Raw genomic sequence first — 13,746 nt, forward strand, 5'->3', positions numbered from 1 at the left:
TGATATAACACCGGATTTTAAATATAAATAAAGGTTTTCAGCACAAATACTGAAAACCTGCGTTCAACTTAACAAAAGAAACCCCACTTATGCCGTGAACCCCAGAGTTTCTTGAACCTGCTCTCAACAGGTGGGTGCCCTCCTGGCTGCTTTTTGTGTCCCCTCAATGGGGGCTTACAAGCCACAGCCAGAGCCCGGGCTCCCTTTTTAAAGGTGTTGGCTCAAAACTTCAAGGTGCCCACGCACATAGCAGGGTATTTGCCTTTGCAGCTATTATGTTAACACAAAACATTCAGTTTGGCAAGTACTTCGGCATATTTGCCGGGGGTGAATTGCTGGAATAGCCTTTTCAATTATTTTTCCTTCTCTGGTACCGGAACATTTATACGAATGTGTAATTCCCTTAATTGTTCGGAAGATACCTCCCCCGGCGCACGGGTCATCAGATCGGTGGCACTCTGGGTCTTGGGGAAGGCAATCACATCCCGGATGGTCTTCTTTCCGGCCAGGATCATGACCAGCCGGTCGAAACCAAAGGCAATACCCCCGTGGGGCGGCGTGCCGTATTCAAAGGCTTCCAGCATAAAGCCGAACTTCTCCCGGGCCTCCTCCGGAGACAGGCCGATGGCGGCAAACATCTTTTCCTGCACTTCCCGGCGGTGGATACGGATACTGCCCCCTCCCACTTCCATGCCGTTTAAAACCAGATCATAGGCCCGGGCGCGCACCCCGGCCGGATCGCTCTCCAGAAGGGGCAGGTCCTCTTCCCGGGGAGAGGTAAAGGGGTGGTGCATGGCCACAAAGCGTTTTTCTTCTTCATCCCATTCCAGCAGCGGAAAGTCCACCACCCAGAGGAAGTTGTAAACATCTTCAGGAATCAGGCCCAGCCGCTGGGCCAGGTGTACCCGCAGGGCCCCCAGGGAAGCGGCCACCACCGGCGGCCGGTCGGCCACAAAGAGGAGCAAATCCCCCGGTTCGGCCTGCAGGCGCCCACAGATGGCCTTTATTTCATCTTCCGTAAAGAACTTGGCAATGGGGGAACGAACCCCTTCCCTGGTAACGAAGAAGTAGGCCAGGCCCCGGGCACGGTAAATGGCCACAAAGGAGGTCAAATCATCCAGGTCCTTGCGGCTGAAATGGCCGCATCCCCTGGCATTGATTCCCCTGACCTGCCCCCCCGCCGCCACCGCCGAGGCAAAAACCTTGAACCCGGATCCGGCCACCACATCGGTGATGTCTTTTATCTCCATACCGAAACGGGTGTCGGGCTTGTCCGACCCGAAGCGGTCCATGGCTTCCCGGTAGGACAGCCGGGGGAAGGGCCGGGGCACTTCCACGCCAATGGTTTCCCGGAACAGCCAGGCAATCATCTCTTCCATCAGTTCCAGAACGTCATCCACATCCACAAAGGACATCTCAATGTCGATCTGGGTAAACTCCGGCTGCCGGTCGGCCCGCAGGTCTTCGTCCCGGAAACAGCGGACAATCTGGAAATACCTTTCCAGGCCAGATACCATCAAAATCTGCTTGAAAAGCTGCGGGGACTGGGGGAGGGCGTAGAAACGGCCCGGGTTCAACCGGCTGGGGACCAGGAAATCCCGGGCCCCTTCGGGTGTGCTGCGGGTCAGCATGGGCGTTTCAATTTCCAGGAAACCGTGGCGGTCCAGGAAATCCCGCACCGCTTTGGCCGCCCGGTGCCTTAAAATAAGCGCCCTTTGCATTTCCGGCCGCCGCAGGTCCAGGTAACGGTAACGCAGGCGTACATTTTCATCCACATCCACCCCGTCCTCGATGTAGAAAGGAGGGGTTTTGGCCTGGTTCAGGATATACAGTTCCCGGGCCACCACATCAATCTCCCCCGTGGGCAGGTTGGGATTCTCCGTACCCTCCGGTCGGGCCACCACCTGCCCCACCACCGCCACCACGTATTCGTTGCGCACGGCCTCGGCCCGCTGAAAGTGCTCCCCGGCCCCGTCGGGGCTGAAGACCACCTGCACCAGGCCGGAACGGTCGCGCAAATCGATAAAGATCAGCCCGCCGTGATCCCGGCGACGCTGTACCCAACCCATCAGCACCACTGACTGGCCTATGTGCGTGGATCGCAGCAGCCCGCAGTGGTGGGTGCGCTTTAAACCCGCCAGTGTTTCCCGCATTCAGTGTTACTCCCCTTTACTGTTGCGTATTTCGTCCGCCAGGCGGTCCAGGGGGACCGCTTCCTGGCGTCCCGTGGCCATATTTTTCAGGGTAACCACCCCGCGGCAAAGCTCATCGCTGCCCAGGATGGCCACCAGTTCCACTCCCAGCTTGCCCGCATACTTCATCTGGGCCTTCAGGCTGCGGCCCAGATAATCCCGGTCTGCGGCCAGCCCCTCCCGGCGCAGCGACTGTAAAAGGGGCAGGGCCTTCTCCCGGGCCGCATCGTCGGCAGTGGCCAGGAACACATCCAGGCGTTTTTCCCCGGGAAAGACAACCCCCTGCCTCTCCATGGCCAGGAGAATGCGCTCCAGGCCCAGGGCATAGCCGATGCCGGGTGTATCCGGCCCGCCGCAGGCGGCAATAAGGCCGTTATACCTGCCCCCGCCGCCCACGGAGCTCTGGGCGCCGATATCCGGGGCCATAATTTCAAAGGCCGTGTGGGTATAATAATCCAGCCCCCGCACCAGGAAGCGGTCCACCTGGTAGGCCACCCCCAGGGCATCCAGGTGTTTTAAAACCGCCTGAAAATGCTCTTTGCAATCCGGACAGAGATAATCCAGGGCGGCCGGGGCATCCACAGCCGCCTGCCGGCAGGTATCCACCTTGCAGTCCAGAATGCGCAGGGGGTTGCGCTCCAGGCGCTCCCGGCAGCTGGCGCAGAGACCATCCAGGCGGGGAAGGAAAAATTCCCGGAGCTTTTCCCGCAACACCGGGCGGCAGCGGGGGCAGCCCACGCTGTTAATATGCAGCTTCAGGCCGGACAGCCCCAAACGGGCATACAGGTCCATGGCCATGGCACAAACTTCCGCATCCACCGCCGGGTCGTGGGAGCCAAAAACCTCCACCCCAAACTGGTGGAACTGCCGGTAACGTCCGGCCTGGGGCCGGTCGTAACGGAACATGGGACCGATATAGTATAATTTCACCGGCTGGGGACCGGCAAAAAGCCTGTTTTCCAGGTAGGCCCGTACGGCCGGGGCCGTGCCCTCGGGCCGCAGGGTGATGCTGCGCTCCCCCCGGTCTACAAAGGTATACATTTCCTTCTCCACTATGTCGGTGGTCTCACCCACGCCCCGTACAAAGAGCTCGGTATGTTCAAAGATGGGGGTGCGGATTTCCCCGTAACCATACTGCCGGCAGAGACGGCGGATGGTGTCCTCCAGATATTGCCATTTTTCCGTTTGGCCGGGCAGAATATCGGTGGTTCCCCGGGGCCGGGTGGTCAACATGCCCTTCCCTCCCGTACTGATGTATTTTGCAAAACAGAACAAACTCCCGTACCGGACGGCACGGGAAGTGGGATGTGGGATGTGGGAAGTTGGAAATGAGATTAAGAAAGAATTCGGCTGCGCCGAATCCGATAAACAACCTCACATTCGACATCACACTTCACACATTCAAAGCGCCGGAACGGGAGCATTCCCGTTACTTTACTTCCCCATTGTATGCAAAAGGAAAAGGTTTGTCAACCTTCCTGCCTTTATTCCAGACGTTCAACCAGCTGATTGATGGACCGGGTAAAATGATCCACCAGTTCATAGGATAACGTCCGGTTGTTTCTTCCCGGTTGCATTGCGGGAAGTTCGGGGAGCACACCGGCCAGGGGCAGGCCCAGCTGGCGGGCCGCTTCCCGGGGAGATTCGTCAGTTAAAGTAGGCATACGGTTCAGCACCAGCTGAAAATGATCCGTAGTGACTCCCGCTTCCCGCAGCCGTTCCAAAACCCCGGCGGCATATTCGAGATGATAACGGTAGCTGTCGGTTACCAGCAGAACTGTATCTACCAGTGATAGCAGGCGCAGGACGTATTCCCGCACGACGGAACGGGTATCGAAAATAATTACCTCATGGGACAGGGGTCTTAAGTGGGTAATCACCACTTCCACCATTCCGGCCGCCCGGCCGGGGAAATCCAGGGGGCTGGCGGCCAGCACGTCCAGTCCCGTGTAATGATGCTGGATGAAAGGGGCCACTTCTTCCGGCGAAAAGCGCAGGGCAAAAGGGGGCAGGTCTTCATTCATCTGCCGGTCCATTTCCTGGAGCCATTGACCCAGGTTGGGTTCCGGTGATAAACCCAGGGATCCGGCAATCTGGCCCCCGCCCAGAACCATATCCACCAGCAGGGTTTTCTTTCCCCGCAACTGGTAAGCTCCGGCCAGCTCCCGGGCCACCACGGTTTTCCCGCTCCCCTCCCGGACTCCGTATACGGCAATCATTTTCTGCGCCAACGACGCTGCACCTCCATAAAATGACTTAAACCCTCCTGTTCGCCCGTTAAAGCCCAAAATCCTGCCGGCGGATGAAATTTTGCGGATACCGGGAAGAAATACATGCTGTCCCTCAAGTCCAACCCCCTGTATTACCGGCCACCCAGACCCAGGATCCACTCCCGCAGCACCCGGCGGTCCACCCGGCCGTCTCTGGTCAGGGGGATGGATTCCTTTACTTCAAATTCCCGGGGAGCGGCGTGGGCGGCCAGGCCCGTTTTCACGAAGTTGCGCAATTCGGCGGCCAGGTCCTCGGACCAGCGGTAACCGGGATTGAGCTCAATAAAGGCCTTGACGATTTCCCCCCGCAGCCTGTCGGGCTTGCCGGCCACCCCGGCCCGGGCCACCGCCGGATGTTCTTCCAGCCTGCTCTCCACTTCAGCCGGTCCCACCCGTTCGCCGGAGGTGTTAATCACACCATCCACCCTGCCCTGGAAATAATAGTAGCCCTCCTCATCCCGGTAGGCGGCGTCGCCGGAGATAAACCAGGGTCTGTGCTGGAAATACTGCTGGTAACGGGCCGGATCATTCCACACCGCCCGGAACTGGGCCGGCCAGCCGGAACGAATGGCCAGGTTGCCGATTTTACCCGGCGGCAGTTCCTTTCCTTCGTCATCCACAATGGCCGCATGGATACCCGGCAAGGGCAGGCCGATGGATCCCGGCTTGACCGGCATGCAGCGGTAGTTGCAGATCATGTTCATCCCCGTCTCACTCATCCACCAGGTGTCGTAGATGGGCTGGCCCAGCTTCTTCAGGCTCCACTCCATGACCTCTTCCGTCAGGGGCTCACCCACGCTCAGGATATGACGCAGGCGGTTCAGGTCATACCGGGCCAGCAGTTCATCACCACCGGACATGAGCATCCGGAAGGCCGTGGGGGCGCTGTACCAAACCGAAACCCGGTACCTGGCCAGGGTGGCGCACCAGTCCTCGGCATTAAACCGGCCTCCCCGCACCACCACCGGCACCCCCAGCAGCCAGGGGGCCAGGAAACCGTAGGCAATGCCGGTAATCCAGCCCGGATCGGCCGTGCACCAGTAGACATCACCGGGCCGCAGGTCGTGCACCCAGCGGGCGGTGATCAAAAGGCCCACCATGATATTATGCACGTGCACCAGGCCCCGGGCCTTCCCATCGGCTCCGGAAGCGTAAAGAATAAACAGGGGGTGCTCCCGGCCCACCCATTCCAGGGGCGGCGTTTCCGTAACCAGGGACATCTCCCGGTGCCAGTCCACCGCCCCTTTGGGAATGTCTTCCCCCACCACGAAGATATGCTTTAACGCCGGCAACTGGTCCAGGGGCAGCCGCGGGTAAAGTTCGGATGTGGTGACCACGCCCACCGCTCCGCTATCTCCCAGGCGGTCCCGCAATGCTTCGGCCATAAAGGCCTCAAAAAGGGGCACCACCACCACGCCCAACCGGGCGGCCCCTAAAAAGCTGATGTAAAGTTCCGGACTGCGGGGCAGGAAAATACCCAGCCGGTCCCCCTTCTGCACGCCATATTTTTTTAACACAGCGGCAAAACGGGCAGATTCTTCCTGCAGGCGGCCAAAGGTATACTCCTCCTGTCTCTCTCCCGATTCATAATACAGGGCCACCTGCTGCCCCATCCCCCGTTCTTCCACCTGCCGGTCCACTGCTTCATAAACCACATTGACCCGTCCGGTGGTATACCAGCTGAACTCCCGCTCCACATCCTCAAAGCGAAATGTTTCTCGGGCCCGGGCATAGTCCTTCAGGTTATGGTCCCCCGGACGGGCAGGAATGATTGCCATAATACCTTCCTCCCCCTTTTTCTCCCATACTCCAGGTATCATAAAGAACCGCTCTTTTGTTATTTCTCTCCAGCTCAAAATTTTCCTGCTTGTCATAATTTAAAAACAATATACATTATTTCAGCCGGTTGCCGTACGGGCAAAAATGGAATAAGGCCGGCGCTTAACCGGCCTTTTATTACACTATCATTTTTTATGCAAAAAAGGGGTTATCTGTTAATTGCCTTTTTAAAAATTTAAACTCGCAACCGGCAGCCCGGAACTCATAAATCCAAACCCCGAACCCGGAACCAGTTTCATAATTGCCCGTTTAAAAAGGGATTATATTTGGCTTCCTCGCCAATGGTGGACGATGGCCCGTGACCGGGCAACACCCTGGTTTCGGGTGGAAAGACCAGCAGTTTTTCTTTTATGGAATTGATCAATTGCCGGTGATTTCCTCCCGGAAAATCGGAACGGCCCACCGAACCGGCAAAAAGGGTGTCTCCGGTGAGCAAATTATCACCCGCCACCAGACAAATACCGCCCGGGGTATGACCGGGAGTATGGATCACCCTTAAGGTTACTTTGCCCACGTTAATAAGGTCCCCGTCCTCCAGCAGGCGATCCGCCGGTTCAAAACTGACCGCCATGCCCATGTAAAGGGAAAGATTGCGGCCGGCACCGGTGAGCATTTCCGCATCTTCCCGGTGGATGAGCACCGCCGCGCCGGTGGCCTCCCGCAACTGTCCCAGGGCGCCGATATGATCCACATGGCCGTGGGTTAAAATGATCTGGCGGCACGCCAGCCCCAGCTGCTCCAGGCGGCGTAAAATGCGCCCGCCCTCGGCCCCGGGATCCACCACCGCCGCTTCTTTTGTCTCCGGACAGCCGATGATGTAGCAGTTGGCTTCCATGGAACCCACGGGAAATCCTTCAAAAATCAACGAATACACCTCCTAAAACTCTTTTTTGCTGTCCAGCAGCAGGGTAACCGGACCGTCGTTGACTATTTCCACCACCATGTGGGCCTGGAATACCCCGGTGGCCACGGATACCCCCTGCTCCTCCAGTTTCTGCACAAAAACCCCGTACAATTCCCGGGCCAGGTCCGGCCGGGCCGCCCGCTCAAAACCGGGACGCCTTCCCTGCCGGCAGTCGCCGTAAAGGGTGAACTGGGATACAACCAGCACCTCACCACCCACATCCATAACCGAACGGTTCATTTTTTCCCGCCCATCCTCAAAGATGCGCAGGTGGGCCACCTTTACGGCCAGGTAGGCCGCATCATCCTCCGTATCCTCCCTGCCCACCCCCAGCAGCACCACCAGACCGGGTCCGATGGCGCCGACCACCGCGTTATCCACAGTTACCGCTGCCCTGGTTACCCGCTGGATCACCGCCCGCATGAATTTCCTCCTTTTCAACTGGTCCGCCTGACCTCGTAGATGTCTTTAACCCGGTTGATGCGGCTGACCATCAAATCCATCTGTTCCTTGCTCTTCATTTCCAGCACCAGTTCAATCACCGCCTGGTGATTTTTCCGTCCCCGGGCGGTTACCCAGGTGGCGCTGATTTTCATATCGGCGAGCACGGCCATCACATCACCCAGCAGACCGGCCCGGTCCATACCGGACACTTCCAGTTTAACCTGAAAAGGAGCCTGAAAATCCCCTTCCCAGGTCACTTCCACCAGCCGGTCCTGTTCCGCCCTTTGAAACAGAGCCACATTTCTGCAGTCCAGCCGGTGAACGGACACTCCACGCCCCCGGGTGATGTATCCGATAATGGGGTCCCCGGGCACGGGATTGCAACAATGGGCCAGGCGCACCAGCAGGTTATCCACACCCCGCACCTGGATCCCCCGGGTGGAACGGCCCATGGAATCCCCGGGGCGGTTTTCGGCCTTCCCATGGGGCAACTCCACAGGCGGGCTCTTTTTTTCCGTTTTGATTTCTTCCCGCAACCGGTTGATGACGGCCAGAGGGGTAAGGGTACCGTCACCCACGGCGGCGTAAACATCTTCCACCGTGGACAGGTTATATTTCCGTCCCAATTGCAGGATGCGCTCCCCTTTTAAAAGCTCCGGTTCCACGCCCTGCTTCCTGGCTTCCCGCTCCAGCGCCTCCCGGCCCTTGACCGTGTTTTCTTCCCGCTGTTCCTTTTTGAACCACTGGCGGATGCGGTTTTTAGCCTGGGAGGTCTTCACCAGGTTCAGCCAGTCCCGGCTGGGGCCGGCCGCCTGCCTGGAAGTGAGGATTTCCACTATGTCGCCGTTTTTCAACTGGTAGTCCAGGGGCACAATGCGCCCGTTTACCCTGGCACCCACACAACGGTGGCCCACCTGGGTGTGCACCCGGTAGGCAAAATCAATGGGCACGGAGCCCGCCGGCAGTTCCAGCACATCCCCCATGGGAGTGAAAACGAAAACCGTATCGGAAAAAAGATCGATCTTCAGGCTTTCCATGAACTCCCGGGCATCCCGCAGGTCGTTTTGCCACTCCAGGAGCTGGCGCAGCCAGGCCAGTTTTTCCTCGAATTTTTTGTCTGAACGGCCACCCTCCTTGTAACGCCAGTGGGCGGCAATACCATATTCGGCCGTACGGTGCATTTCCCGGGTGCGAATCTGTATTTCCAGGGGTTCGCCCTGGGGGCCCAGCACAGTGGTGTGCAGGGATTGATACATATTGGATTTGGGCATGGCCACGTAGTCTTTAAACCGGCCGGGGATGGGTTTCCAGAGGGTGTGGACGGTACCCAGGGCGGCATAGCAATCCCGGATGGAATCCACGATCACCCGTACGGCCATGACATCGTAAATCTCGCTGAAATCCTTCAGCTGTTTTTGCATCTTGGTGTAAATGCTGTACAGGTGCTTGGGCCGGCCCTGGATTTCCGCATTTATTTCCACGGCCAGCAGTTTTTTCTGCAGGATTTTTATTACTTCCCGGATGTATTCCTCCCGTTTTTTCCTGGTACGGGCCACCCGTTCAGCCAGTTCATGATATTTTTCCGGTTCCAGAAAGGAAAAGGCCAGGTCTTCCAGCTCCCACTTCATTCGGTATATACCCAGCCGGTGGGCCAGGGGAGCAAATATTTCCAGGGTTTCCCGGGCTATCTCCTTTTGCTTGGGCTCGGACTGGTACTTCAAGGTACGCATGTTATGCAGCCGGTCGGCCAGCTTGATCAGGATGACCCGGATGTCCCTGGCCATGGCCAGAAACATCTTGCGCAGATTTTCCGCCTGGTGCTCTTCCTTGGAACGGTATTCCAGGCGGCTCAACTTGGTCACCCCATCCACCAGCAGGGCCACTTCATCCCCAAATTCGGCGCGGATTTCCTCCAGGGTGACTTGCGTATCCTCCACCACATCGTGCAGCAGGCCGGCCACCAGGGTCTCCAGATCCAGCTCCAGATCGGCCAGTATCCGGGCCACCGCCACCGGGTGGTGGATAAAGGGTTCCCCGGAAATGCGCTTTTGATCCCCGTGGGCACGGGCGGCAAAATGGAAGGCTTTGTTTAAAAAAGCCGCATCGGCCCGGGGATTATATAAGGCAACCTTGTGCACCAGTTCCTGCAGCATCAATAAGTCCCTTCTTCCAGAGCGCTACCGGAATCTCTCTAAAAAATACTGGAAACGGCCCGGCTATGCAGTGAGCCGCAATGCTGTCAGCGCCGTCGTCGCCGCAATTACCTATATTAATAATTATACTGCACCAGGGAAATGGTGTCATAGTGTCTTAATTTGTATCGTCCACCAAGCCCTGTCAGTTCAATTAAAAAGGCTGCGCCCACCACTTCTCCCCCCAGTTCCTCCACCAGTTTGATGGCCGTGTGGGCCGTGCCGCCGGTGGCCAGCAGTTCATCCACCACCAGCACCTTCTGCCCCGGCTCGATGGCATCCCGGTGTACTTCCAGGGCATCACCGCCGAATTCCACATCGTAATGCCAGGTAAAAACCTCCCCGGGCAGCTGTCCGGGCTTGCGCAGCACCACCAGGCCGGTGCCCAGAATGTAGGCCATTGGTGCACCAATCATCAGGCCCCGGGCTTTGGGGCAGACCACCAGATCCGCCTCCTTGTGCTGGCACTGCCCGGCCAGATGCTGGACGGCATAGCGAAAGGCCCGGCCATCCCGCAGCAAAGTGGTGATGTCCTTGTAGCTGATCCCCTCCCGGGGGTAATCCGGAATGACGCGAATTTTACTTTTCAGATCCATGCGGCTCCCCTCCTGGAATTATGAAATATAAACCCAAAACCACAGGGCCGGCGCCCGTGTTCGGCCGCCGCCCGGGTAGTTGGACCATAAAATCCCCCGGGAAATATTATAACCCGGGCAGGTATATTGCCACCTCCAGGCAGGCATGGGACCACCCTCTTTGACCTGCCATACATCTGCTAAAAACCCGGATGGCACTCCATAAGCAGATCCGCCGGTGCCTGCAGGGCATACTTCTGCCACTTAATGGCCCGTTCCTTGAGCTCCTGCAGCCAGCGGTAAGTGGGGGAAGCGGCCAGGGGAATTTTTTCCCGGCCCCCGGAACGCCGGGGTACCGGCCGGTACTGATCCGGAGACCACTGCAGCAGTTCCAGTTCGGTAAGTACGGCCAGGCCCATCCCCACGGTAAAACTGCGGGCCCAGGGACATCCGGCGCGGCGCAACAATCCGGCCAGGTGGTAGAGAAACAACTGCTGCTCCCCCCGGTGACCGTTTTCCCCCGCCGGCATTTTCCGGGGGACTGAACCCGGGGAGCCCAGCCCCTGCCGTAAAAGGGCGTATAAACGGGCCAGCAGGTCCCTTTCCGGCACCAGGGCCGCCAGGTAGGCCCGGGCCTGCCGGTGGTCGTCGGGGCCGAAGGGCAGATAAACGTAATCCACCTTTCCCCTGTGCGCCGCCTTCCGGATCATTTCCCAATCCCCATGATCATAGGGCAGGTGATAGACCACCATCCGGCCGGGACCGGCTTCCGAGAGGGTAAATACCATGTCCGGTGTAGCCAGTACCACATTGATCTGCCCGCCGGTGAAGAGTTCTTTCACCATGGTTCTCTGTTCCGGAGGCAACCAGGAGTGACAGAAAGCCACTTTTTTACCGGGACCGGAACAGATCCGGCGCAGGTATGTCGCCAGTTCCACCGCCCGGTGCGGCGAGCTGACCACCACCAGGGCGGGTTCCCCCCCGTCGGCCAGGCCGGCCAGCCAGGAGGGCCGCTCCGGCCGGCCCCGGCAGTCCACCGGACGGCAGGAAAACTCCGGTTCATGGGCCGCCATCCTGGAATCCAACCCTTCTTCCGCGGCCGCACAGGTCGCCCCGGAGATAATTTCCAGCCCCGGCTGGCCGGCGGAGGTACACAGGAAAAGGGAGGGGTGGTAATGCAGGGGTAAACCAGCGCCATATCCCTTTTGCTCGTATTCCACCAGCTTGCGCTGTACAAAGGCCGGCAGAAACAGCAGGGGGGCCGCCCGGGGGAGGTAATCACCGGCTTCCTTGAAGAGGGTATCCAAAAAATGACCTTTGGCCCGGTCCGGAAGCAGGCGACCTTCCCCGTTTGGAGATACAGCCTTCAGGTCACCGGTACACCGCAGGTCCTTAATTTCCAGTTGAACCCGGACGGTACCGTTCCAGTGGTCCAGGGAGGGTACAAAGGCCATGTCCAGGGCCTCACCGGCCGCAAGGTTATCCAGGTGACCACCCAGATGAAAACCAATGCCGTCTCTTAAGATGCCATTTTCTTTGACCAGCAGCTTCAGGTGGCTGCCATCCCGCCCCACTTCCCGGCAACTGATCACCGATACTCCCAGGCAGGATAGCAATGGCTCGGGATTACCGTGGCCATGGGGAGATAACATGGCCAGTTCGTTAACCAGCTGAACGGAAATATCCTCCAGGGAAACCCGGGCATCCACCTCCAGGACGGGGACCATTAAATCCGGAGGAATAAGGGAAAGGGCATACTGGTTGATACTTTCCCGCAGGGCATCAATGTGACCGGCCGGCAGGGAAAAACCGGCCGCGCCGGCGTGACCGCCAAAGGTGGTCAGGTACTCCCGGCAGTGCTGTAAAGCCCGGTAAAGATGAAAGCCGGGGATGCTGCGGCCGGAACCCCTGCCTTCTTCCCCGTCCAGGGCCACCAGCAGTACCGGCCGGTAGAGCGACTCCGCCAGGCGGGAGGCCACAATGCCGGTCACCCCCGGGTGCCAGGCCGGGGAAGCCAGGACCACCACCCGGTCCCGGGCATAACCCTCCCCATCAATCATGCCCAGGGCATCGGCCAGAATGCGGCTCTCCACCTGCTGGCGTTCCCGGTTGTGCCGGTCCAGTTCCGCCGCCAGTTCGGCGGCGCGGTGCTCATCCCGGCAGAGCAAAAGTTCCACCGCCCGGCGGGGATCGCCCATCCGGCCGGCGGCATTGAGCCGGGGAGCCAGGCCAAAGCCCACATCCCTGACCCCCATATTCTCCGGCCTGATCCCGCTCACCTGCATCAGCGCTTTTAACCCCGGACTGCCGGTGGCGGCCAGTTTGGACAGGCCGTATTTTACCAGCAGGCGGTTTTCCCCGGTGAGGGGCACAATATCGGCCACCGTACCCAGACAGGCCAGGTCCAGGTAATCGTGCCAGGCGTTTTTTCCCTCACCGGCGGCCTTTAAAAGGGCCTGGGCCAGCTTCAGGGCCACCCCCACTCCGGCCAGGTCTTTAAAAGGGTATGTACAATCCTTTCTCCTGGGATTAATTACGGCCAGGGCGCCGGGAATTTCTTCCGGCACCTGGTGGTGATCGGTAATGATGATCTCCGGTCCCCCGGCAGACCGGGCCTCTTCCACCTCCGCAACGGCACTGATCCCGCAATCCACGGTAACCAGCAGGCGATAACCTTCCTCTCCGGCCCGGCGGAGGGCTTCCCCGTGCAGGCCGTAGCCTTCGGTGAAACGATTGGGAATATAATAGTCCACCCGGGTACCCAGTCGCTCCAGCACCTTCACCAGCAGTGCCGTGGCCGTAACCCCGTCCACATCATAATCTCCGTAAACCAGCACTTTCTCCCCTTGCTTAACGGCAGCCAGGATTCTTTCCACCGCCCGTTCCATCCCGGCCAGCAGAAAGGGATCACCCGTGTGCTCCAGTGTCCCTTTTAAGAAAATCCGCGCATCTTCCACCGTACATACGCCCCGGGTAATCAGGAGGCGGGCCGTCAGGGGGGAAATCCCCAGATCCCGGGCCAGGATAAATTGCAACAGGGGGTCCGCCTCTTTCAGACGCCATTTCTTTTTTACCATATTCTGCATCCAATCAACTCCAATTAGATTATAAAATGAGACCATGGCGTATGGCAATGCAAAAAGAAAAGACGCCCGGCAGGACGGACGTTTTTCCTCTGTTGCCTCTGTCTTCTGTTATAAACTGTACGGTATAAAGGGGATGGAAAGAGACCAGGGCGATTGGAATTCCGCCTCTAGCGGACGGCCCGCCGGGCCACCAGGGCGACAGTGATATCTGCATAAAACAAAACACCGGCCGGTTCACTGCTGA

General features: G+C 58.7%; 9 protein-coding genes and 1 other RNA gene. All 10 read right to left on the bottom strand.

Features of this window, described 5'->3' with window-relative positions; genetic code table 11:
- Positions 1-76 precede the first annotated feature (76 nt).
- A non-coding RNA gene (gene ssrS / locus GFC01_RS07865) (6S RNA) lies at positions 77-259 on the bottom strand.
- Between the two features lie 94 nt (positions 260-353).
- Positions 354-2,153 carry an aspartate--tRNA ligase gene (gene aspS, locus GFC01_RS07870; RefSeq protein WP_152946085.1) on the bottom strand — a complete coding sequence of 600 codons (1,800 nt, stop codon included), beginning with the start codon at positions 2,151-2,153 and terminating at the stop codon, positions 354-356.
- Between the two features lie 6 nt (positions 2,154-2,159).
- Positions 2,160-3,425 (bottom strand): histidine--tRNA ligase, encoded by a 1,266-nt coding sequence (gene hisS, locus GFC01_RS07875; RefSeq protein ID WP_152946086.1) that lies wholly within the window; start codon positions 3,423-3,425, stop codon positions 2,160-2,162.
- A gap of 251 nt (positions 3,426-3,676) precedes the next feature.
- Positions 3,677-4,423 carry a CpaE/TadZ family protein gene (locus GFC01_RS07880; RefSeq protein WP_152946087.1) on the bottom strand — a complete coding sequence of 249 codons (747 nt, stop codon included), beginning with the start codon at positions 4,421-4,423 and terminating at the stop codon, positions 3,677-3,679.
- A 131-nt stretch (positions 4,424-4,554) separates the two neighbouring features.
- The gene (gene acsA / locus GFC01_RS07885) at positions 4,555-6,240 is read right to left on the bottom strand and encodes an acetate--CoA ligase (RefSeq protein WP_152946088.1); all 1,686 of its coding nucleotides are present in this window, start codon (positions 6,238-6,240) and stop codon (positions 4,555-4,557) included.
- 296 nt (positions 6,241-6,536) lie between these two features.
- Positions 6,537-7,166 carry an MBL fold metallo-hydrolase gene (locus GFC01_RS07890; RefSeq protein WP_152946089.1) on the bottom strand — a complete coding sequence of 210 codons (630 nt, stop codon included), beginning with the start codon at positions 7,164-7,166 and terminating at the stop codon, positions 6,537-6,539.
- A gap of 12 nt (positions 7,167-7,178) precedes the next feature.
- Positions 7,179-7,628 carry a D-aminoacyl-tRNA deacylase gene (gene dtd / locus GFC01_RS07895; RefSeq protein ID WP_152946090.1) on the bottom strand — a complete coding sequence of 150 codons (450 nt, stop codon included), beginning with the start codon at positions 7,626-7,628 and terminating at the stop codon, positions 7,179-7,181.
- Positions 7,629-7,642: 14 nt separating this feature from the next.
- Positions 7,643-9,802, bottom strand: coding sequence for a RelA/SpoT family protein (locus tag GFC01_RS07900; RefSeq protein WP_152946091.1), 2,160 nt, complete (start codon positions 9,800-9,802; stop codon positions 7,643-7,645).
- 116 nt (positions 9,803-9,918) lie between these two features.
- Positions 9,919-10,437: an adenine phosphoribosyltransferase gene (locus GFC01_RS07905; protein ID WP_152946092.1), complete on the bottom strand. Its 519-nt coding sequence runs from the start codon at positions 10,435-10,437 to the stop codon at positions 9,919-9,921.
- Between the two features lie 179 nt (positions 10,438-10,616).
- Positions 10,617-13,502, bottom strand: coding sequence for a single-stranded-DNA-specific exonuclease RecJ (recJ, locus tag GFC01_RS07910; protein WP_194174866.1), 2,886 nt, complete (start codon positions 13,500-13,502; stop codon positions 10,617-10,619).
- Between the last annotated feature and the right edge of the window lie 244 nt (positions 13,503-13,746).

Origin of the sequence: Desulfofundulus thermobenzoicus, from assembly GCF_009428905.1 — a bacterium.
GTDB classification, from domain to species: Bacteria; Bacillota; Desulfotomaculia; order Desulfotomaculales; family Desulfovirgulaceae; genus Desulfofundulus_A; species Desulfofundulus_A thermobenzoicus.

Coding starts and splice junctions, on each gene's coding strand:
- aspS (WP_152946085.1), bottom strand. CDS start 2,153: ATGCGGGAAACACTGGCGGGTTTAAAGCGCACCCACCACTGCGGGCTG.
- recJ (WP_194174866.1), bottom strand. CDS start 13,502: ATGCAGAATATGGTAAAAAAGAAATGGCGTCTGAAAGAGGCGGACCCC.
- acsA (WP_152946088.1), bottom strand. CDS start 6,240: ATGGCAATCATTCCTGCCCGTCCGGGGGACCATAACCTGAAGGACTAT.
- GFC01_RS07900 (WP_152946091.1), bottom strand. CDS start 9,802: ATGCTGCAGGAACTGGTGCACAAGGTTGCCTTATATAATCCCCGGGCC.
- dtd (WP_152946090.1), bottom strand. CDS start 7,628: ATGCGGGCGGTGATCCAGCGGGTAACCAGGGCAGCGGTAACTGTGGAT.
- GFC01_RS07905 (WP_152946092.1), bottom strand. CDS start 10,437: ATGGATCTGAAAAGTAAAATTCGCGTCATTCCGGATTACCCCCGGGAG.
- hisS (WP_152946086.1), bottom strand. CDS start 3,425: ATGTTGACCACCCGGCCCCGGGGAACCACCGATATTCTGCCCGGCCAA.